Source organism: Mycolicibacterium thermoresistibile, from assembly GCF_900187065.1.
GTDB lineage: Bacteria > Actinomycetota > Actinomycetes > Mycobacteriales > Mycobacteriaceae > Mycobacterium > Mycobacterium thermoresistibile.
Genome location: NZ_LT906483.1, coordinates 1,980,884 through 2,000,355, shown reverse-complemented (window position 1 = coordinate 2,000,355; position 19,472 = coordinate 1,980,884). Strand labels below are relative to the sequence as shown.

General features: G+C 69.3%; 20 protein-coding genes and 1 pseudogene. 6 read left to right on the top strand and 15 right to left on the bottom strand.

The window, feature by feature from the left end; translation table 11 throughout:
- Nucleotides 1-8: 8 nt before the first annotated feature.
- The 6 genes and pseudogenes from CKW28_RS09350 to CKW28_RS09330 form a co-directional block, all read right to left on the bottom strand.
- Entirely contained in the window at nucleotides 9-1,904 is a 1,896-nt protein-coding gene (locus CKW28_RS09350; RefSeq protein WP_003927670.1) for a peptidoglycan D,D-transpeptidase FtsI family protein, read from the bottom strand.
- A complete protein-coding gene (gene ftsL / locus CKW28_RS09345) occupies nucleotides 1,901-3,058 on the bottom strand; it encodes a cell division protein FtsL (protein WP_064774586.1) in 1,158 nt (385 codons plus the stop codon). Before ftsL ends, CKW28_RS09350 begins: the two co-directional genes overlap by 4 nt.
- Before the next feature lie 2 nt (nucleotides 3,059-3,060).
- Entirely contained in the window at nucleotides 3,061-4,017 is a 957-nt protein-coding gene (gene rsmH, locus CKW28_RS09340) for a 16S rRNA (cytosine(1402)-N(4))-methyltransferase RsmH (RefSeq protein WP_003924759.1), read from the bottom strand.
- A 123-nt stretch (nucleotides 4,018-4,140) separates the two neighbouring features.
- Nucleotides 4,141-4,305: pseudogene (locus tag CKW28_RS24500) on the bottom strand (hypothetical protein); the annotation flags it as partial.
- Nucleotides 4,280-4,711, bottom strand: a complete 432-nt coding sequence (mraZ, locus tag CKW28_RS09335) for a division/cell wall cluster transcriptional repressor MraZ (RefSeq protein WP_003924758.1) — start codon at nucleotides 4,709-4,711, stop codon at nucleotides 4,280-4,282. The gene mraZ and the pseudogene CKW28_RS24500, both read right to left, overlap by 26 nt.
- 318 nt (nucleotides 4,712-5,029) lie before the next feature.
- The gene (locus CKW28_RS09330) at nucleotides 5,030-5,425 is read right to left on the bottom strand and encodes an SCO2097 family morphological protein (protein ID WP_040546346.1); all 396 of its coding nucleotides are present in this window, start codon (nucleotides 5,423-5,425) and stop codon (nucleotides 5,030-5,032) included.
- A gap of 247 nt (nucleotides 5,426-5,672) precedes the next feature.
- Here CKW28_RS09330 and CKW28_RS09325 point away from each other — a divergent pair, with 247 nt between their 5' ends.
- The 4 genes from CKW28_RS09325 to CKW28_RS09310 all read left to right on the top strand — a co-directional run bounded on the left by CKW28_RS09325 (nucleotide 5,673) and on the right by CKW28_RS09310 (nucleotide 9,875).
- Nucleotides 5,673-6,278 (top strand): GNAT family N-acetyltransferase, encoded by a 606-nt coding sequence (locus CKW28_RS09325; protein ID WP_003924754.1) that lies wholly within the window; start codon nucleotides 5,673-5,675, stop codon nucleotides 6,276-6,278.
- 181 nt (nucleotides 6,279-6,459) lie between these two features.
- Entirely contained in the window at nucleotides 6,460-7,089 is a 630-nt protein-coding gene (locus CKW28_RS09320; RefSeq protein WP_220096799.1) for an LppM family (lipo)protein, read from the top strand.
- A gap of 147 nt (nucleotides 7,090-7,236) precedes the next feature.
- Nucleotides 7,237-8,322: a bifunctional (2E,6E)-farnesyl/geranyl diphosphate synthase gene (idsA2, locus tag CKW28_RS09315; protein ID WP_040546345.1), complete on the top strand. Its 1,086-nt coding sequence runs from the start codon at nucleotides 7,237-7,239 to the stop codon at nucleotides 8,320-8,322.
- 2 nt (nucleotides 8,323-8,324) lie between these two features.
- Nucleotides 8,325-9,875, top strand: a complete 1,551-nt coding sequence (locus CKW28_RS09310; RefSeq protein WP_003924750.1) for an alpha-(1->6)-mannopyranosyltransferase A — start codon at nucleotides 8,325-8,327, stop codon at nucleotides 9,873-9,875.
- Between the two features lie 19 nt (nucleotides 9,876-9,894).
- On the opposite strand, the gene CKW28_RS09305 is transcribed toward CKW28_RS09310, so the two are convergent.
- Nucleotides 9,895-10,299, bottom strand: a complete 405-nt coding sequence (locus tag CKW28_RS09305; protein WP_003924749.1) for an Rv2175c family DNA-binding protein — start codon at nucleotides 10,297-10,299, stop codon at nucleotides 9,895-9,897.
- A 27-nt stretch (nucleotides 10,300-10,326) separates the two neighbouring features.
- On the opposite strand from CKW28_RS09305, the gene CKW28_RS09300 reads away from it, so the two are divergent.
- Nucleotides 10,327-11,589 carry a protein kinase domain-containing protein gene (locus tag CKW28_RS09300; protein ID WP_003924748.1) on the top strand — a complete coding sequence of 421 codons (1,263 nt, stop codon included), beginning with the start codon at nucleotides 10,327-10,329 and terminating at the stop codon, nucleotides 11,587-11,589.
- 65 nt (nucleotides 11,590-11,654) lie between these two features.
- On the opposite strand, the gene CKW28_RS09295 is transcribed toward CKW28_RS09300, so the two are convergent.
- From CKW28_RS09295 to CKW28_RS09285, 3 genes are read right to left on the bottom strand one after another with little or no spacing between them, the layout of a single operon-like run.
- Nucleotides 11,655-13,040 (bottom strand): class II 3-deoxy-7-phosphoheptulonate synthase, encoded by a 1,386-nt coding sequence (locus CKW28_RS09295; RefSeq protein WP_003924747.1) that lies wholly within the window; start codon nucleotides 13,038-13,040, stop codon nucleotides 11,655-11,657.
- Nucleotides 13,041-13,043: 3 nt separating this feature from the next.
- A complete protein-coding gene (locus tag CKW28_RS09290) occupies nucleotides 13,044-13,559 on the bottom strand; it encodes a polyadenylate-specific 3'-exoribonuclease AS (RefSeq protein ID WP_003924746.1) in 516 nt (171 codons plus the stop codon).
- 1 nt (nucleotide 13,560) lies between these two features.
- Entirely contained in the window at nucleotides 13,561-14,454 is an 894-nt protein-coding gene (locus tag CKW28_RS09285) for a hypothetical protein (protein ID WP_003924745.1), read from the bottom strand.
- Nucleotides 14,455-14,652: 198 nt separating this feature from the next.
- Between CKW28_RS09285 and CKW28_RS09280 the strand changes: the two genes are divergently transcribed.
- Entirely contained in the window at nucleotides 14,653-15,960 is a 1,308-nt protein-coding gene (locus tag CKW28_RS09280) for a glycosyltransferase family 87 protein (protein WP_003924743.1), read from the top strand.
- Between the two features lie 68 nt (nucleotides 15,961-16,028).
- Here the strand turns inward: CKW28_RS09280 and CKW28_RS09275 are convergent, their stop codons facing one another.
- The 5 genes from CKW28_RS09275 to CKW28_RS09255 all read right to left on the bottom strand — a co-directional run bounded on the left by CKW28_RS09275 (nucleotide 16,029) and on the right by CKW28_RS09255 (nucleotide 19,431).
- Nucleotides 16,029-16,778, bottom strand: a complete 750-nt coding sequence (locus CKW28_RS09275) for a lysophospholipid acyltransferase family protein (protein WP_003924741.1) — start codon at nucleotides 16,776-16,778, stop codon at nucleotides 16,029-16,031.
- An 83-nt stretch (nucleotides 16,779-16,861) separates the two neighbouring features.
- Entirely contained in the window at nucleotides 16,862-17,257 is a 396-nt protein-coding gene (locus CKW28_RS09270) for a hypothetical protein (protein WP_040546396.1), read from the bottom strand.
- On the bottom strand, nucleotides 17,254-18,531 hold the full coding sequence (locus tag CKW28_RS09265) for an ArsA family ATPase (RefSeq protein WP_081475446.1): 1,278 nt from the start codon (nucleotides 18,529-18,531) through the stop codon (nucleotides 17,254-17,256). Before CKW28_RS09265 ends, CKW28_RS09270 begins: the two co-directional genes overlap by 4 nt.
- A complete protein-coding gene (locus tag CKW28_RS09260; RefSeq protein WP_003924738.1) occupies nucleotides 18,524-18,961 on the bottom strand; it encodes an SRPBCC family protein in 438 nt (145 codons plus the stop codon). The genes CKW28_RS09265 and CKW28_RS09260 overlap by 8 nt, the downstream gene beginning before the upstream one ends.
- Before the next feature lie 80 nt (nucleotides 18,962-19,041).
- Nucleotides 19,042-19,431, bottom strand: coding sequence for a hypothetical protein (locus CKW28_RS09255; RefSeq protein WP_003924736.1), 390 nt, complete (start codon nucleotides 19,429-19,431; stop codon nucleotides 19,042-19,044).
- Nucleotides 19,432-19,472 lie beyond the last annotated feature (41 nt).

Sequence of the window (19,472 nt, the reverse complement as noted above, 5' to 3'; positions counted from 1 at the left end):
CCCTGCGGTCAGGTGGCTTGCAGCAGCAGCGGCGGACCAGGATCCGGTGACAGCGGGACGTTCTCCCGGCGCAACAGCCAGGAGGCGATGTTGTGGAACAGCGGCGCGGCCGAGGATCCGGGTGAGCCGTCGGCGGCGCGGTGCGGTGCGTCCATCATGACCCCGATGACGTACCGCGGGTTGTCCGCCGTCGCGATACCGGCGAAGGTGATCCAGTACACGTCGCTGTAGTAGCAGCCGCAGGCCGGGTTGATCTGCTGGGCGGTGCCGGTCTTCCCGGCGATCTGGAATCCCTCCACCGCGGCCTGCGGGCCGGTGCCCTGTTGGATGCCGCGCGGGTCGCGCTGCACCACGGCACGGAACATGTCGCGCACGATGCGCGCGGTCTCCGCCGACACCACCCGCACCCCTTCGGGTCGCGGTTCCTCGGTGCGGGTGCCGTCGGGGGCGATGGTGGCCTTGACGATGCGCGGCGGAACCCGCACCCCGTCGTTGGCGATGGTCTGGTACATCGCGGCCATCTGCAGCAGCGTCATCGAAAGGCCCTGGCCGATGGGCAGGTTGGAGAAGGTGCTGCCGGACCACTGATCGATCGGCGGCAGCAGGCCGGCGCTCTCCCCGGGCAGCCCGACACCGGTGCGTTGACCCAGCCCGAATTTGCGCAGCATCTCGTAGTACCGCTCCGGGCCGATCCGCTGGGCCAGCATCAGGGTGCCGACGTTGGAGGACTTCCCGAAGATCCCGGTGGTGGTGTAGGGCATCACGCCGTGTTCCCAGGCGTCGCCGACGGTGACCCCGCCCATGTGGATGGATCCGGGCACGTGATGCACCTCGTCGGGCGTGGTCAGCCCGTCCTCGATGGCGGTGGCGGCGGTGACCAGCTTCTGCACCGAGCCGGGCTCGAACGGTGAGGTGACCGGCAGATTGCCCATCTGACGATCGCCCTGGCGGCCGATGTCCTGGGACGGATCGAAGGTGTTGTCGTTCGCCATCGCCAGCACCTCGGCGGTTCTGGCGTCCAGCACCACCGCCGAGACGTTCTTGGCGCCGGAAGCGTCCTTGGCCAGCTGCACCTGCTGCTGGACGTGGAACTGGATGTCGTCGTCGATGGTCAGCTGCACGGTGGAGCCGTCCACCGCCTCGTGCCGGTTGCGGTAGCTGCCCGGGATCACCACGCCGTCGGAGCCGCGATCGTAGGTGATCGAACCGTCGGTGCCGGCCAGCACCGCGTCCAGGGCGTCCTCCAGCCCGAGCAGCCCGTGGCCGTCCCAGTCGATGCCGCCGATGATGTTGGCGGCCAGCGATCCGCCCGGATACTGCCGCAGATCCTGGCGCTCCGAGCCGACTTCGGGGAATTCCCTGGTGATCTCGGAGGCGACCGCGGGATCGACGGCGCGGGCCAGATACACGAACGTCTCGTTGCTCATCAGCTTCTTGAGCAACGAGGTGGCGTCCGGTTTGTGGTTCAGCTTCTCCGCGACGCCGTGGGCTATCTCGGTGAGCCGGTCCGCCGGTTCGGGCGCGTCGGACTTCTTCTCCTTGGCCTCGACGAGTTGTTTGCGGATGCGCTGCGGCTGGAACGTCAGCGCCCGCGACTCGATGGTGAACGCCAGCTTGTCGAAGTCGCGGTCGACGATGGCGCCGCGCATCGCCGGTTCCACATCGGTGACCTTGAGCTGACCGGCCGCCTCGGCCCGCAGTGCCGGCGCCCGCGGCACCTGCAGGTTGAACAGCTGAGCGGCGACGACGACCAGCACCAGGAAGATGACCGCGTTGCCGATGCGGTGCCGGAAGACGAACGACGCGGTCTGCGCGCCGGTTTCGGTGACGATCTGCCGGGTGCGCCGGGCCCGGGCCGAACGGCCCTCCCCGCGCTGTCCGGCCTGACGTTTCGCGCGGCTCATCCGGTCGGCTCCTGACCGGTGCGGACCGGGCTGAAGCGTTCCACCGGAACCTCAGCCGGACCCTGCGCCTGCGGTTGGGGCCGGCCGTCCTGCCCGCGTTGCGCCGACTGCCCCGCCGGCACTTCCGGGACCGGATCCGTGGCCCCCGGGTTCGGGACTGCCGCTTGCGGATTCGGGACTGCCGGCTGCGGATTCGGGACAGCCTGATCCGGAACCGGGGCTGCCGGCGCCGCCGCCCCGGGCAGGTGCACCGGTCCGGGAACGGCCGGCAGACCGGACATGCCGTGCGGCACCTCCACTCCCGGAACGGCCATCGGCACCGCATCGGCGCCCGGTCCGACCGGCGGCTGTACCCGGGTGTCAGCGCCGGGTGGTGTCACCCGGACGGGGACCTCGCGCTCGTCGACCGGCGGCGGCGCGGCGGGTGGCGGTGGTGTCGGTGCGGCCGTCCGTTCCGGCAACGGCGTGTTCAGCGGTGGCGGTGGCACTCCTTCGGCCGGTTTCGGAGTGCCCACCACGATCCAGTTCCCGGCCGGATCCTGCACCAGCCGTGCGGTGTCCCGAGAGGGGATCATGCCCAGTTCGCGGGCCGCCTCGGCCAGGGCCGGCGCCGCCTGCGCCTCCAGCACCTCCCGTTCGAGACGTTCCTTCTGTTGCAGCAGAGCCTGATTCGTCTCCCGCACGGCGCCGAGCTGATAGGACCGCTCCGCCGCTCCGGTGGACAACCACAGGGTGACGCCCAGCCCCAGCGCCAGCGACCCGATCACCAGTACCACGAACGGCACCCGGTTGAGCCAGCTGCGCGGATCGAGGTCGATCGATGCCAGCCGGGCGATCAGCCGTTGCCGCAGTGGCGGCCGTACCGCTTTGGGAGCCTTCGCTTTGCGGGCCTTCGCACGGGCCTTCGCGGCGCTGCTGCTGGCGGGCCGGACGCGGTCGTCGACGGGCCGGGGAATGGGTGCGGTCTGCGGCGCCGACCGGTGCGGCCGCTGCCGCCGGTCGCGGGTCTGGCGGTCGGGCCGACGGGCCGCGCCGGAACGCGTGCGGGCCGGCGCGTCACCGCTGCGGCGGCGACGCTGATCGGCGCGGCCACGCCGCCGCGCCGATCTCTGCCGTTCGTCCTCACCACGCACCGGCGCAGGTCGCTTGGCCATCGTCAGTTATCCCTTCTGGCAACCTTTTCCAGTGCCCGCAGCCGCACCGGGGCGCTGCGTGGATTGCGTTCGATCTCCGCGTCGTCGGCCCGTTCGGCGCCGCGGGTCAGGGCGCGGAACTCCGGCTCGTGACCGGGCAGCTCGACCGGCAGACCGGGCGGGGTGCGGGATGCGGTCGCGGCGGCGAACTCGGCTTTGACGATCCGGTCCTCCAGCGACTGGTACGACATGACCGCGATGCGGCCGCCGACCCGCAGCGCGGCCATGGCCGCGGGCAACGCGGCACGCAGGGCCTCGAGCTCCGCGTTGACCTCGATACGCAGCGCCTGGAAGGTGCGTTTGGCCGGATGACCGCCGGTCCTCCGGGCCGGGGCCGGGATCGTCTCGTACAGCAGCTCGACCAGCTCCCCGGTGGTGCGGAACGGTCGCCGGGCGCGCCGGCGCACGATCTGGGCGGCGATCCGGCTGGCGAAGCGCTCCTCACCGAACTCCCGCAGCACCCGGGTGAGTGCCTTCTCGTCGTAGGTGTTGACCACCTCGGCGGCGGTCAGTTCCGCCGTCGGGTCCATCCGCATGTCGAGCGGCGCGTCGGCGGAGTAGGAGAACCCGCGTTCGGGCCGGTCCAACTGCATCGATGACACACCCAGATCGAAGAGCACACCGTCGAATTCGGTGTCGCGCGGGATACCGTCGAACCGGGTCTGCACGAGTTGCACCCGATCGCCGAAACGAGCCAGCTGATCGGCGGCGACGGCCAGCGCGTCGGGATCGCGGTCGAGTCCGATCACCCGCAGGCCGGGCAGGTCGGTGAGAAACCGTTCAGCATGCCCGCCGGCGCCCAGCGTGGCGTCGAGCAGCACGGCGCCGGCTCCGTCGGGGTGGTGACGGGTGAGCGCGGGGCGCAGCAACTGAACACAGCGGTCGAGCAGAACCGGGATGTGGCCGTACGTCTCCGACATACCACCACCTCCCCCCGTTGCGTGTCGTCTCCTGTCGCGCGTTCTCCCGGGCCGGCCCGTGCTCAGGCGCTGGGTCCGGCGATCGTCCGGAACGATCCCGAAGCGAATCCCAGAGCAGAGATCCCCTGCACCGAGGTCCCTGTCCGAGACGGACCTGGCGTCGGGGAAGTACGCCAGGGCCGGTTCGGGCAGAGGCCACGATTCAAGGGACCGGGACTCATGGCATCGCGATTCGGGTGTCGGCTGGTTGTCGGCAACCGAATCAGATGATGTCGCGCAGAGTTTCATCGGTGGCCGCGGAGAAGCTCTCTTCGTGCATCTGCTGGTACTCCTGCCAGGCTTGGGCGTCCCAGATCTCCAGGTAGTCGACCGCACCGATCACCACGCAGTCCTTGGTCAGGTTGGCGTAGCGGCGGTGGTCGGCCGACAACGTGATCCGGCCTTGTGAGTCAGGGTGCTGTTCATCGGTGGCCGCGGCGAGATTCCGCAGGAACGCCCGCGCCTCGGGATTGCTCCGTGAGGCCTGCGACGCCCGCCGGGCCAGCTTCTCGAATTCCGCACGTGGATAGACAGCCAGGCTGTGGTCTTGGCTCTTGGTGACCATCAACCCTCCTGCCAGCGCGTCGCGGAACTTGGCGGGCAGCGTCAACCGCCCTTTGTCGTCGAGCTTGGGCGTGTAGGTGCCGAGGAACATACGGCCACCTCCCCGCCATGCTCCGGAACTCCGGTTGCTCCGTTGCCCGCCACTTTACCCCACATTCCCCCACTTTCGTCCACTCACACCCCCCGAGTTGGGAAAAACTCCCCACTGCCCGCCACCTTCCCCCCAAACGGGCAGGTAAGCGGGGAGCCACGCTGGCACGACGTGGAAGAAGCGTCATGGAGATAACGGCGTGGAAAGAACGACGGGATGAAACCCGGAATCCGTAGACACCGCGGAAAGACACAAAAAGAGGGACAGCCGCTGTGGGCTGTCCCTCTTTCGAACCCTCTCAGTAGGCGGGGCCGGGGGTCACTCGTCGAAGCGCCGCCGGAACCGGTCCTCCATGCGGGCGGTGAACGAACTCCCCGAACCCCTGGTCCGCTTGAACCGCGGCCCGCCGGCCGCCGACACCGGCTCACCCGGGACCCGGGGACCGGTGATGGCGAACACCGCACCGCCGAACATCACGATGAAACCGATGACCGACAGGATCGGGAAGCCGCCGATCATGGTGGCGGTGATCGCCACCCCCGCCACCAACATCGCCAGACCGACGACGAACAGCGCCGCACCCTGCAGCCGGCGGCGGGCCGACGGGGCGCGCAAGGTGCCACCGCGAACGCTCGAAGCGAACTTGGGGTCCTCGGCATAGAGCGCGCTCTCGATCTGTTCGAGCATGCGCTGCTCATGATCGGAGAGTGGCATTCGTCCCTCCCTGTTTCGCCGCGGCCGCTGGTTTCAGCGTGGTGGTCTCCCGCCCAAAGACGGGCACTTTACAGCCATGATACGAGGTCGCTCTGGGCAGTACCACCTACTTCACTTTCCCGATCTGCGCGCGGACCCGAAACAACCCGCATCGTCGCGATGGTGTCGACACCGCGGTGCGGTTCACCGCCACCGGAACCCGATAATGGCGGATGATCACACACCACAGCGGGAGGTGTCCTGAAAGTTGGCGACATATCTGATCGATCTGTCGCCGAGCGACATGCAACGCCGGCTCCGCGACGCGTTGACCGTCTACGTCGACGCCATGCGTTATCCCCGCGGCACCGAGAACCAGCGGGCCGGGATGTGGCTCGAGCACACGCGCCGCCCCGGCTGGAAAGCCGTCGCCGCCGTGGAGGTTCCGGACGGCGCGCCCGGCGACTCGCCGCCGTCCCAGGCCACCCTGGCCGACGCCCCGCTGCTCGGAATCGCCTACGGCTATTGCGGGGCCCCCGATCAGTGGTGGCAGCAGCAGGTGGTGCAGGGGCTGCACCGGGTCGGGGTGGACCGGTCCCGCATTGCGGAGTTGACCTCCAGCTACTTCGAGCTCACCGAATTGCACGTGGCGCCGCGGACTCAGGGCCGCGGCCTGGGCGAGGCGCTGGCGCGGCGGCTGCTCGCCGATCGGCCGGAGGCCTACGTGCTGCTGTCCACCCCGGAGATCGAACGGGAGGCCAACCGGGCCTGGCGGTTGTATCGCCGACTCGGGTTCACCGATGTGATCCGCGGCTATCACTTCACCGGTGACCCGCGGGCGTTCGCGATCCTCGGCCGGCCCCTACCGCTGTGACCCCGCCCCGGATGTCCCCCGTCCTGATGTCGGGGCCCTGATGCAAGGGGCCCTGACGTAGGGGGTGATGGATGGCGCCGAGCCGGCTGTCCCCCCGGCACCGCGCCGAGTCTGGCACGATACCCACGTGCCGACACGTTCCCGCCGAATCCGGGTGATCGCCGTGCTGGCGTTGTTGCTGATGCTGCCCGCGCTGGTCGGGTGTGTCCGGGTCCGGGCCTCGATCACGGTGTCCCCCGACGACCGGGTCTCCGGGCAGATCATCGCCGCGGCCAAGGTCGAGGACCCCGCCGACGAGGGGCCGCAGCTGGTGAACTCGCTGCCGTTCGCCAACAAGGTGTCGGTCTCCAGGTACGAACGCGACGACTACGTCGGCACCCAGGCAACCTTCTCCGGTCTCACCTTCGCCGAGCTGCCCCAGCTGGCGAACCTGAACCGGGAAGCGGCCGGGATGGACCTGTCCCTGCGCCGGGCCGGCAACGTCGTCATCCTGGAGGGCCGGGTCGACCTGACCACGCTCAACGACCCACAGGCCGATGTGTCGCTGACGGTGTCGTTCCCCGGCGAGGTGACCTCCACCAACGGCAACAGGATCAGCGCCGAGATCGTGGAGTGGAAGCTGCGGCCGGGGGTGGTGAGCACGATGTCGGCCCAGGCCCGCTACACCGATCCCAGCACCCGTTCGTTCGTCAAGGCCGCGATCTGGCTCGGTGTGGTGTCCTTCGCCGTCGCCGCCGTCATCGCCGTCCTGGCGTGGCGGAGCCGGGACCGCTCCCCGAAGGTGTGGGAGATCCAGCCCCAGGACAGCTGAACCTGCCGCCGCGATCGCCGGTGCGATCCGCTTCACCCGCTCACCTGCCCTGACTTGCCACTGAGATGAGGACAGGATCTACTCTGAATACCTGAAGGCTCTCAGAAAAGCACCGTCGGCCAGCACAGAAAGGGGCGCCCGCTGAGCGTGCATACAGCGGCACCGTCAGCCGTGGAGTTGGCCAACGCCGTCACCGATGAACTCCGCGACTACTTGCGGCAGCGCCGCGAGGACAGCGCCTACATCGGATCCGACTACACCCACATGACCGCCGCGCTCGAGGAATTCGTGCTGCGGGGTGGCAAACGGATCCGGCCGGCCTTCGCCTACTGGGGCTGGCGGGCGGTCGCCGACGAGCCGGCCCCGGTCCCCCCGGAGATCATGCGGCTGTTCGCCGCGCTGGAGCTGCTGCACGCCTGCGCGCTGGTCCACGACGACGTGATCGACGCGTCGGCCACCCGGCGGGGTCTGCCGACCGTGCATCGGCTGTTCGCCGACACCCACCGCAGCCGGGGCTGGCGCGGCTCGGCCGAACAGTTCGGACTCTCCGCGGCGATCCTGCTCGGTGATCTCGCGCTGGTGTGGGCCGACGACGCCGTCGGCAGCGCCGGCCTGTCCGTCGACGCGCACCGCCGGGTGCGCCGGGTGTGGGCCGACATCCGCACCGAAGTGCTCGGCGGGCAGTACCTCGACATCGTCAACGAATCCAGTGGAGCGGACTCGGTGGCCTCTGCGATGACCGTCAACACCTACAAGACCGCGTCGTACACGGTGACGCGGCCGCTGCAGCTCGGCGCCGCGGCCGCCGCGGACCGCCCCGACGTGCTGGCCACCTTCCACGAGGTCGGCAACGATCTGGGCGTGGCCTTCCAGCTGCGCGACGATGTGCTCGGCGTGTTCGGCGATCCGGCCGTCACCGGCAAACCGTCCGGTGACGACCTGCGGTCCGGTAAACGGACCGTGCTGCTGGCCGAGGCGGTGGAGCTGGCCGAGCAGCGCGATCCGGCGGCCGCCGAACTGCTGCGCACCGCGATCGGCACCGAACTGTCCGATGAGCAGGTCACCGAGGTGTGCGGCGCCATCGAGAAGGTGGGAGCGCTGCGCGCCGTCGAGGACCGCATCGAGACCCTCACCACCCGGGCGCTGCGCCGGCTCGACGCCGCCCCCATCCACGAAGCGGCCAAGGTCGGTCTGTCCGAGTTGGCCCGATCGGCTGCCAACCGGTCCGCCTGACCATGACCGCCTCGACGTCGTCCACCGATCTGCCCAAATCCGGTCTCGGCGGCCAGATCTCCCGGCTCAACCAGTTCGCCCGGTCCGCGGCGGGCCGGCCCGCGCTGCTGGGCGGGTTGGGCGCGGTGCTGATCACCGCCGGCGGGCTGGGCGCCGGAAGCACCCGCGTGCACGATCCGCTGCTGGAATCGCTGTACCTGTCCTGGTTGCGGTTCGGCCACGGTCTGGTGGTGTCGTCGACCCTGCTGTGGACCGGGGTCACCCTGATGCTCATCGCCTGGCTGTGGCTGGGTCGGCACGTGATCACCGGCCGGGCAACCGAGTACGGGATGATCGCCACCACCGGCTTCTGGCTGGTGCCGCTGCTGTTGAGTGTGCCGGTGTTCAGCCGCGACACCTACTCCTACCTCGCCCAGGGCGCATTGCTGCGGGACGGTTTCGACCCCTACCTGGTCGGTCCGGTCGAGAACCCGAATCCCCTGCTCGACGACGTCAGCCCGATCTGGACCACCACCACCGCGCCGTACGGCCCGGCGTTCATCCTGGTGGCCAAGTTCGTCACGATGCTGGTGAACGACAACGTCGTCGCCGGCACCATGCTGCTGCGGTTGTGCATGCTGCCCGGGTTGGCGTTGCTGATCTGGGCGGCGCCCCGGGTGGCCCGCCACATCGGCGCGAACCCGGCTGCGGCACTGTGGATCTGCGTGCTCAACCCGCTGGTGATCATCCACCTGATGGGTGGGGTGCACAACGAGATGCTGATGGTCGGCCTGATGATGGCCGGCATCGCGCTGACCCTGTCCCGGCACCCGGTGTGGGGGGTCGCCTCGATCGCCGTGGCGGTGGCGGTGAAAGCGACCGCCGGCCTTGCCCTTCCGTTCATGGTGTGGGTGTGGATGCGGCAGCTCCGGGAACAGCGCTCCTTGAGCCCTGCGGCGGCGTTCGCGATCGCCACCGCGGCGTCCCTGGCGATCTTCGCTGCGGTGTTCGCGGTGCTGTCCTGGGTGGCGGGGGTCGGACTGGGCTGGCTGACCGCCCTCGCCGGGTCGGTCAAGATCATCAACTGGCTGACCGTGCCGACCGCGGTGGCCAACCTCACCAACGCGATCGGCGGAATGTTCCTGCCGGTCAACTTCTACGCGGTGCTCGAGGTCACCCGCATCATCGGCATCGCGATCATCGTGGTCACCCTGCCGGTGGTGTGGTGGCGGTTCCGCCACGACGACCGCGGCGCGTTGACCGGCATCGCGGTGGCGATGCTGGTGGTGGTGCTGTTCGTACCGGCCGCGCTGCCCTGGTACTACACCTGGCCGCTGGCTGTGCTGTCGGCGCTGGCGCAGAGCCGGCCGGCGATCGCGCTGATCGCCGGGTTCTCCACCTGGATCATGGTGATCTTCCGGCCGGACGGCGCCCACGGCATGTATTCGTGGACGCACGTCCTGATCGCCACCGGATGCGCGGTGGCGGCGTGGTGGTGGCTCTACCGCACCGAATCGACACCGGCCGAGCCGATTCCGCAGTCCGGTGGATCCGCGGGTGAATCCGGTCGATAGGCCCGGTCGGTAAGCCCGGTCAGTAGGCCATCGCCTGGGCCCGGCGGACCACCTCGCGGGCCTGATGCGAATGCAGGGCGTCGACCGGACGGACGTTGCTCAGCGGTTCCCGGCTGCCGTCACGGGTGATCGTCAGCGACGGGTCCGGGGTGAACAGCCAGCGCACGATCTCGGTCTCGCGGTAGCCGCCGTCGCGCAGCACGATCAACAATCCGGGCAGGTTCTTGACCACCTGCCCGTCGTCGTCGAAGAAGATCTTCGGGATCACCGGGGCGCCGTCGCGGCGCACCGCCACCAGCTGACCGTCGCGGAGTTGCTGTTGCACCTTGGTCACGGGAATGCCCAACAGCTCGGCGACCTCCGCCAACCGGTACACGGGTTCGTCGGGGTCCAGGACATCGTCGGCGGCCGGAACACTGCTCATCGCATGAATGATAGGTGGCCTCGTAGCATGTCTTCGGTGGAGACCTACCAGCAGTCGGATCCTTTCGCCGGGACGGTGCTGGACGGGCGCTACCGCATCGACACACTGATCGCGACCGGCGGGATGTCGGCGGTGTACCGCGGACTCGATCTGCGGTTGGACCGGCCGGTGGCGGTCAAGGTGATGGACTCCCGGTATGCCGGCGATCAGCAGTTTCTGACCCGGTTCCAGCGGGAGGCCCGCGCGGCGGCCCGGCTGAAGGATCCCGGCCTGGTCGCGGTCTACGACCAGGGGCCGGGAAGTCCGGCGAGCCATCCCCCGTATCTGGTGATGGAGCTGATCGAGGGGGGCACCCTGCGTGAGCTGCTGCGCGAACGCGGCCCGATGCCGCCGCACGCCGCGGCGGCGGTGCTCGCGCCGGTGCTCGGCGGGTTGGCGGTCGCCCACCGCGCCGGGCTGGTGCACCGCGACATCAAGCCGGAGAACGTGTTGATCTCCGACGACGGCGAGGTGAAGATCGCCGACTTCGGTCTGGTACGTGCCGTTGCCGAGGCCAAGATCACCTCGGACAGCGTGATATTGGGCACCGCGGCGTATCTGTCGCCCGAGCAGGTCGCCACCGGGGATGCCACGCCCCGCAGCGATGTCTACGCCGTCGGCATCCTGACCTACGAAATGCTCACCGGGAACACACCGTTCACCGGTGACAACGCGCTGGCCCTGGCGTATCAGCGACTGGACAACGACGTGCCGCCGCCGAGCTCGGCGATCAGCGGTGTGCCACCGCAGTTCGACGAGCTGGTGGCCACCGCGACGGCCCGCGATCCGGCGGACCGCTTCGCCGACGCCCATGACATGGCCGCCGCCGTCGCGGATCTGGTGGCCGAACTCGAGTTGCCGCCCTTCCGGGTGCCCGCCCCCCGCAACTCGGCGCAGCATCTCTCGGCGATACGCCAGCACAGCCAGTCGGCGCGGCCCACGACCACCCTGCAACCCCCGCCCGCCCCGCCACCCGCGCCGCCGGCCGGGCCGCCGCTGCGGCTGACCCGCGAACTGCCCCGCGACCCGGCGGACGCGACGGCGCCCGATTTCGGGGATGACTCCTGGGAGGACGAAGCCGTCCCGCCGGCAAGGTATTTCGCCGGAATAGAGATGTCGGAGTTCTACTGGGCCCGGCAGCGCAACAAACGCATGGCGCTGGCGTGGCTGGTGGCGGTCCTGACCCTGACAGGTCTGCTGGCCGCGGGTGCGTGGACGTTGGGCAGCAATCTCGACATGCTGCTTCCCTGAGGCCGAAACCCGGTCAGTCGCGCAGCATTTCCGCGGTGTTCAATCGCGCAGCATTTCCGCAGTGTCTAATCGCGCAGCATTTCCGCGACGAGGAACGCGAGCTCGAGCGACTGCTGAGTGTTCAGCCGCGGATCACAGGCGGTCTCGTAGCGCCCCGCCAGATCGGTGTCCGAGATGTCCTGGGCGCCGCCGAGGCATTCGGTGACGTTCTCACCGGTGATCTCGACATGGATGCCGCCCGGGTGGGTGCCCAGCGCGCGGTGCACCTCGAAGAAGCCCTGCACCTCGTCGACGATGCGGTCGAAGTGGCGGGTCTTGTACCCGGTGGAGGACTCGTGGGTGTTGCCGTGCATCGGGTCGCACTGCCAGATCACCGTGTGCCCGGTGGCCTGAACCTTCTCGATGATCGGCGGCAGCAGATCCCGCACCTTGTGGTTGCCCAGGCGGCTGACCAGGGTCAACCGTCCGGGCTCGTTGTTCGGGTCCAGCCGCTCGACGTACTCCGCCGCCACCTCCGGGGTGGTGGTCGGGCCGATCTTGACCCCGATCGGGTTGGCGATCACCTCGGCGAACGCGATGTGGGCGCCGTCGAGCTGGCGGGTGCGCTCCCCGATCCACAGATAGTGCGCCGACAGGTCGTAGAGCTTGGGTTCGCCGGTCTCCTCGGACAGCCGCAGCATGGCCCGCTCGTAGTCGAGCACCAGCGCCTCATGGCTGGCGTAGATCTCGGCGGTCTGCAGATTGCGGTCGGCCACCCCGCACGCGCTCATGAACCGCAGACCGCGGTCGATCTCACCGGCCAACGCCTCATAACGGGCGCCGGCCGGGGAGGTTCGGACGAATTCGCGGTTCCAGTCGTGCACCAGATGCAGCGACGCCAGCCCCGACGAGGTCAGCGCCCGCACCAGGTTCATCGCCGCGCTGGCGTTGGCGTAGGCGCGCACCAGACGCGACGGGTCGTGCTCGCGGGCCGAAGCGTCCGGGGCGAATCCGTTGATCATGTCGCCGCGGTAGGACTTCAGCCCCAGCGCATCGGTGTCGGACGAACGCGGCTTGGCGTACTGGCCGGCGATCCGGGCCATCTTCACCACCGGGGTGCTGGCCCCGTAGGTGAGCACCACCGCCATCTGCAGCAGGGTGCGGATGTTGGCCTTGATGTGGGGTTCGGTGTTGTCGACGAACGTCTCGGCGCAGTCACCGCCCTGCAGCAGGAAGGCCTTTCCGCGCGCCACCTCGCCGAGCAGGCTCTTGAGCCGTTCGACCTCGGACGGCACGGTGATCGGCGGCACGCTCTCGAGCACGGTGCGCATCGCCTTGGCCAGATCCGGATCCCAACTGGGTTGCTGCAGCGCCGGCTTGGCCAGGGCGGCGTCCAGGCGCTGGCGCAGGTCCGCCGGCAGCGGCGGCAACGCCGGCAGCTGATCAATCGGCACGTCGACGGTCCAGTTCACCAGTCAATGGTAACCGGGCGCCGCAGCGGTGATCAGTTCGAATCGGCGCCGGTTGTACCGGGCGTCGACCAGCGCATCGTGGGAATCGCTCGGTTTGGCCGGCAGCGGCGGTGAGCCGCGGTCCTCCCACAGCTGCCGCAGCTCGCGGGTGAACCGGGGCAACGCCGGCGGCAGCTCGGTCATCGGACCCCACAACTGGCACAGCGCCACGTGGTCGTACGCCCCCAACCAGGCCCACAGCACGATCGGATCCCTGCCGGCGGCCGCCGACCCGTCGTCATCGATGCCGAAGAACTCCTCCAGGTCGTCCCGGATCTGCCGGCGCGACCGCCACAGCGGGGACGACGGCGGCGGCAGTTTGGGCAGCACATTCTTGCGCACCCAGCTGCCCGCCCGGTCCGGGTCGAACTCGGTGGAGACGGCGTAGTACTCCCGGCCGTCCTCGGCGACGACGCCGATCGAGATCAACTCGATCGTCACCCCGTCGTCGATGAACTCGGTGTCGTAGAAATAGCGCAAATCAGCTCCTCATGCTCGTCGCGCCCGCGCGGTCCGGCGGCGCCGGCGCAGCCCGGATCTCACGGTCGAGCTGCTCATCGACTTTGGCGTCGTCGGGAAACCGTGGCATCCCGGCGATCGCGTCCTGAAACCAGATCTTGGCCTGCACCACCGGGCGGCGCACCCGCCGCTCACGGAGCAGGGCCCGGTGCATCTTGCGCGGTCGGCCGGTGTAGCGCCAGCGGGCCCACGGAGCGTGTGGACGGGACAACCGGATCGCCCCGATCACCAGCAGCGGTGTGATGAACATCCCGACCAGGCCGGTCCACACCTTGCCCTTGAGCAGCACCACCACCGCCAGCATCAGGGTGACCAGCGCCAGTGCGATCACGGTGAGCCGGGCGGCCACCGACTCGTCGTCCCGCCACATCCCGACGTCGAAGAACGACAGCGGGTTGAATCCGAGCATCAGCAGACCGGCCACCGCGACCGCCACGAACACCGCATCCACCGACGTCCGGCCGTCCTCGGTCCAGTACACGTCGGACAGATGCAGGATGAGCGCGAACTCGTCCAGCACCAGCGCGGCTCCGATACCGAAAAAGGTTGCTGCGACGGTGATCTCGGGCACCCCGCCGGAGACCGACAAGGTCACCAGGGCCACCCCGGAGACCAGCACCAGCACCACCCCGAGCACCACGTGATGGATGTGCAGCCCGCCGGGCCCGCCCTCCTCGGTGAACACCGCGATGTTGCGGGGCTGCCACCACTTGCGTGGTGCGTCACTGTCGGCGTGGCGACGGATGTACCGCACGATCAGCCGGGTCACCAGGAAGGTGAGGATGAAAGCGATCAGGCAGAACAGCAACGGCAGCCGGTCATGGGTGATGAAGTCCCACCGATCACTTTCGAACACGTAAGCAACTTACGCTGCCCGCAGCGGGAGCAACTTACGCTGCCCGCAGCGGGAGCAACCTACGCTGCCCGCAGCGGGAGCAACCTACGCTGCCCGCAGCGGGAGCAACCTACGCTGCCCGCAGCGGGAGCAACCTACGCTGCCCGCAGCGGGATACCGGCCGTCGGGGTGGCGGACCCCGATAGGCTGTTTTGCGACATGAGTATTCGGCGGTCGCCCGGCGGGGCTGAGGTGCACGGGCGGCTGGGTAAACCCAGAGCCGCCCTGGCCTGGCGGATGTTTCAGCTGATCACACTGGCCGCACTGATATGGGCGGGCTGGCGGTTGCTGGGGCATCTGCCGTACCGGATCGACATCGACGTCTACCGGATGGGTGGGCGGGCGTGGCTGGACGGCGACCCCCTGTACGCCGACGGTGCGATCTTCGAGACCCGGGCCGGGCTGAACCTGCCGTTCACCTATCCCCCGCTGGCCGCGGTCGCGTTCGCGCCCTTCGCCTGGCTGTCGCTGGAGGCGGCGGCGGTGGCCATCACGCTGACCACACTGGTGCTGCTGGTGGTCGCCACGGTGATCGTGCTGACCCGTCTCGACGTCTGGCCGGACACCGCGATGACCACCGAGCCGGCCTGGCTGCGCCGGTCCTGGCTGGCCGCCGCGATCGTGGCGCCGGCGATCATCCTGCTGGAGCCGATCCGGTCGAACTTCGAGTTCGGGCAGATCAACGTCGTGCTGATGACGCTGGTGATCGCCGATTGCGTGCCACGCCGCACACCGTGGCCGCGCGGGGCGCTGCTGGGGGTGGCGATCGCGCTCAAACTCACCCCGGCGGTGTTTCTGCTGTACTTCCTGCTGCGCCGCGACGGCCGCGCCCTGATCACCGCGTCGGTCACCGCGGTGCTCGCCACCCTGGCCGGTTTCGCGCTGGCCTGGCGGGATTCGTGGGAGTACTGGACCCACACGGTCAGCAACACCGACCGCATCGGCACCGCCACGCTGAACACCAATCAGAACATCGCCGGCGCCCTGGCCCGGCTGGGGCTCGACGAGGACACCCGGTTCCTGTTGTGGGTGCTGGCCTGCTTCGCGGTGCTGGCGCTGACGGTCTGGGCGGTCCGGCGGGTGCTGCGGTCCCGGGTCTGCGCGGATGAGGCGTCGGTGCTGGCGCTGATCTGCGTGGCGATGTTCGGGTTGGTGGTGTCGCCGGTGTCGTGGTCGCACCACTGGGTGTGGGCGTTGCCGGCGGTGCTGGTGGCCGCGGTGGTGTCCGCCCGTCATCGCGTGCGGGCATTGGGGGTGACCGCCGCGGCCGGGGTGGCACTGCTGGTGTGGACGCCGATCAGGCTGCTGCCGGAGAACGAGGAGATGACCGCTTCGTTGTGGCGCCAACTGCTCGGCGGTTCCTATGTGTGGTGGGCGCTGGTGCTGATCGTGGTGATCGGTGCGCTCGGATCCGGTTCCGCCCGGCCGCGCCCGGTCGACGCCGAGCGGGTGCCGACCGGCGGCTGATCGATGACGGCGGCTGATCGATGACGCCGGCTGATCAGTCACGCTGATCAGTCACTGAGCCCGACTCTTCAACCGGCGGCGGTGTCGGGGATGCGCGCCGAGGATGTCGCGGCCTTCCCGCCGCCGGTGCCGTCGGCGGCTTCGAGGGCGGCCTTCTTGACGTCGGCGGCGTAGAGGTCCACGTACTCCTGACCGGACAACCGCATCAGCTCGTACATCACCTCGTCGATGACCGCGCGTTCGATGAACCGGTTCCCGGCCATCCCCTCGAACCGGCTGAAGTCCATCGGCTTGCCGATCTTGACCTGCACGCGGCCGGGCCGCAGCCCCCTCTTGCCCGGAGGGTTGACGACGTCGGTGCCGATCATCGCGACCGGCACCACCGGCGCCCCGGTCTGCAGCGCCAACCGGGCCAGGCCGGTCTTGCCCTTGTAGAGCCGACCGTCGGGCGACCGGGTGCCTTCGGGATACATGCCCAGCAGCTTGCCCTCACCGATGATGCGCGCGGCCGTGTCGAGCGCGTCCTGGGCGGCGTCGGCGTTGGTGCGGTCGATCGGCACCTGGCCCACCGCGGTGTAGAACCACGCCAGGAAGCGGCCTTTCACACCGGTTCCGGTGAAGTACTCCGACTTGGCCAGGAAGGTGATCCGCCGGCGCACCACCAGCGGTAGGTAGAAGCTGTCCATCACCGCCAGGTGATTACTGGCCAGAATCGCCGCACCGGAGTCCGGAATGTTTTCCAGCCCTTCCACTTTCGGCCGACCGATGGCAGCGAGCAAGGGTCCCAGCAGGATGTACTTGAACAGCCAATACCACATGGACCCTCCACTGACGACGAGCGCCGGGCGACGCCTTGCGACAACTTTACCGAGCCGCCACGACCGTCACCACAGCACGGTTTCTACTCTTCGACGGTGATCGGAATGTGCTGATAGCGACCGGGGCCCGGCGGCGGCCGATCACCTTCGGGGCCCGGCGGGCCGGTGGGCGGTTCGGGTGGCCCCTCCGGCGGGCGGTCACCGTTTCCGGCGGCCTCGATGTCGGCCACCATCGCGCGGATCACCGTCATCAGCGCGACACTGTGCTCGGCGATGACCGACAGCAACGGATGGTGTTCGCCGGCCACCAGCGCGGCCAGCGCGCAGACCGGGCACCACACCTGTTGGCAACGCCCGGGACCGTCGCCGCGGCCGGCCGCCATCGCCGCCGCGGTCCGCACCGCCGGATCGAGCCGATCCAGGATCGCCTGCGCGAGTTGCCGCAATTCCGGCCCGAGGTCCGCGTGAGGACCATTCACGTCGGCCACACCTCCGGATTGGGTCGAAATCGCACGGTCAACTCGTTGCCACGCAGGGCCGCGTCGAGCACCAGACACCGGCGCAGCACCGACGCCAGCCGGACCCGCCGCCGCAGTGCGCCGACACCGATGATCAGGTCGTCATCGACCCGCCCCAGCGTCAGCGCGCCCGGATCGACATGCGGCAACTCTAGTCGCAACCGGTAGACCGCCTGCAGTCCGGATCCCGACTCCCGGTCCACCACCGGGCGCAGGGGCTGCGGCGGCGGTGAGCCGTCCCGGCGCCGCGCACTGTCCAACAGCTCGGCCAGCGCCTTGGGCCCGATCGGCTCGCCGGGCAGATGCGGCACCAGCACCAGCGCCACATCCCCGATGGCGGCCTCCAGTTCGTCGAGCACCGCCCGCTGCTCGGCGATCCGCTCGGCGTACCAGTCGAACGCCGGATGTTGGGGCAGATTCTGGTATTCGAACGAGTCATCTTGCACCAGAATCTGATTCACGATCAGTTCGGGCACGCGCACCCCGAGTAACGCGAGCGAGCCCAAGGTGCGCACGGCCTCGGCGGCCACCACCCGTTCGGCGGTGAGCACCAGGTGCGCACTGACCAGGGTCTCGTCGGTGAGCAACGCGCTGAGCCGTTCGGTGGCCGCGGCGAGCCGTTCCACCAGGGCGACCACCGCGGCGCTGCGCGGATCATCGATGCCGGTGGACAACCGCCGGTGCCGCGGCCAGGCCCGTTCCAGGTACACGTTGAACGTGTCGGGCAGGGTGAGCATCCGCAACGCGTCGGCGGTCGACGCGCAGTCCACCACGACGTGATCCCACCGCCCGGCGGCGGCCAACTCCGCCACCTCGTGCAGACCGAGCACCTCCTGCACCCCGGGCAGCGCGGAAAGTTCTTCGGGGGCAAGGATGTCCAGGTCCGAGTCGGGGAACCGGGCGGCGACCGGGCCGGCGACCTCGGCCCACCGGGCGGCCAGCAGTTCCAGGGTGTCCAACGCCAGTGCGTCGAGTGACCCGCCTCCGACGGCGGCCGAGGCCTCCAGATCGGCCAGCACCCGGGTGGGCTCGCGGCGACCGGTCGGGGTGACCGGCACACCGAGGACGTCCCCGGTGGAATGGGCCTGGTCGGTGGACACGACCAGCACCCGCTGACCGGCGCGCGCCTCCCGCACGGCGGTCGCCGTCGCCAGCGTCGACTTGCCTACCCCGCCCTTCCCGACGAACAGGCTGATCCGAGCGTGGTCCGGCGGGGGCGGTGCGGTGTCACTCAGCCTCGACTCGTTTCTTCAGGTCCTTCAACGCGGTGTCGGTGAGGCGGCGTTCCGCCTTCCGTTTGAGCAGGCCGATCATCGGCACCTTCAGATCGACCGCCAGTTCATAGGTGACGTCGGTGCCGGTGCGGCTGGGCGCCAACCGGTAGGCCCCCTGCAGCGACCGCAGCAGCGAGCTCTCCACCAGCGACCAGGTCACCGATCTGCCGTCCGGCGCCCAGTCGTAGGACAACACCATGGTGTCCTTGAGGACCGCGGCGTCCAGCACCAGCCGGGCGATCTTCGGGTAACCGCGGTCGTCGGTCTCGAGCACCTCGGCCTGCTTGTACTCGGCCACCCACTCCGGATACGACCCGAGGTCGGCGATCACACCCATCACCGTCTCGGGGTCGGCGTCGATGAAGATCGTCTGCGCCGTCTTGTCCGCCACTCCACTCCCCTGATTCGCTGTGCCGCGAGTCGCGGCCGTTGGCAGAAATCTACCCTCCCCCGGACGGCGTCATCGAGCTATCAGGCCAGCCGCGAGACGCCCACCGGACGCGACGCCTCCAGCCGCTGTTTGATCTCGAACGCCATCTCCTTGCCGGCCACCCGGTAGCGGTGGGTGAGTTTGGGCAGGTTCATCCTGGCCAGCTGCCAGGCCGACACCCCGGACGGTTCGGCGTGCAGGAAGTAGTGCAGCACCACCCCGTCCATCATCGGCTCCAGCCAGATCTCCATGGTCCCGGTGAGCGCACCGGTGACCGACCAGCGGTGCCCCTGTTCGGCGCGGTCCTCGGCGACGGTCAGCCACAGGTCCGGCCACCAGCGCTGCCAGCTGGCCCGATCCGCCACCGCCCGGCCGACCTGCACCGGGTCGGCCGCAACGAAGGTCTCGTCTGCGATCTGGATGCTGTTCATGGTCGTCTTAAGCTTCACATACGCCCTCACCGCGGGCTCAC

What these genes read in the sequence shown, in the direction of transcription:
- CKW28_RS09320 (WP_220096799.1), top strand. Translation starts at nt 6,460, where the DNA reads ATGCTGCCCGCGCTGGTCGGGTGTGTCCGGGTCCGGGCCTCGATCACG.
- CKW28_RS09350 (WP_003927670.1), bottom strand. Translation starts at nt 1,904, where the DNA reads ATGAGCCGCGCGAAACGTCAGGCCGGACAGCGCGGGGAGGGCCGTTCG.
- rsmH (WP_003924759.1), bottom strand. Translation starts at nt 4,017, where the DNA reads ATGTCGGAGACGTACGGCCACATCCCGGTTCTGCTCGACCGCTGTGTT.
- CKW28_RS09300 (WP_003924748.1), top strand. Translation starts at nt 10,327, where the DNA reads ATGTCTTCGGTGGAGACCTACCAGCAGTCGGATCCTTTCGCCGGGACG.
- CKW28_RS09305 (WP_003924749.1), bottom strand. Translation starts at nt 10,299, where the DNA reads ATGAGCAGTGTTCCGGCCGCCGACGATGTCCTGGACCCCGACGAACCC.
- CKW28_RS09310 (WP_003924750.1), top strand. Translation starts at nt 8,325, where the DNA reads ATGACCGCCTCGACGTCGTCCACCGATCTGCCCAAATCCGGTCTCGGC.
- mraZ (WP_003924758.1), bottom strand. Translation starts at nt 4,711, where the DNA reads ATGTTCCTCGGCACCTACACGCCCAAGCTCGACGACAAAGGGCGGTTG.
- CKW28_RS09280 (WP_003924743.1), top strand. Translation starts at nt 14,653, where the DNA reads ATGAGTATTCGGCGGTCGCCCGGCGGGGCTGAGGTGCACGGGCGGCTG.
- CKW28_RS09330 (WP_040546346.1), bottom strand. Translation starts at nt 5,425, where the DNA reads ATGCCACTCTCCGATCATGAGCAGCGCATGCTCGAACAGATCGAGAGC.
- CKW28_RS09255 (WP_003924736.1), bottom strand. Translation starts at nt 19,431, where the DNA reads ATGAACAGCATCCAGATCGCAGACGAGACCTTCGTTGCGGCCGACCCG.
- CKW28_RS09275 (WP_003924741.1), bottom strand. Translation starts at nt 16,778, where the DNA reads ATGTGGTATTGGCTGTTCAAGTACATCCTGCTGGGACCCTTGCTCGCT.
- ftsL (WP_064774586.1), bottom strand. Translation starts at nt 3,058, where the DNA reads ATGGCCAAGCGACCTGCGCCGGTGCGTGGTGAGGACGAACGGCAGAGA.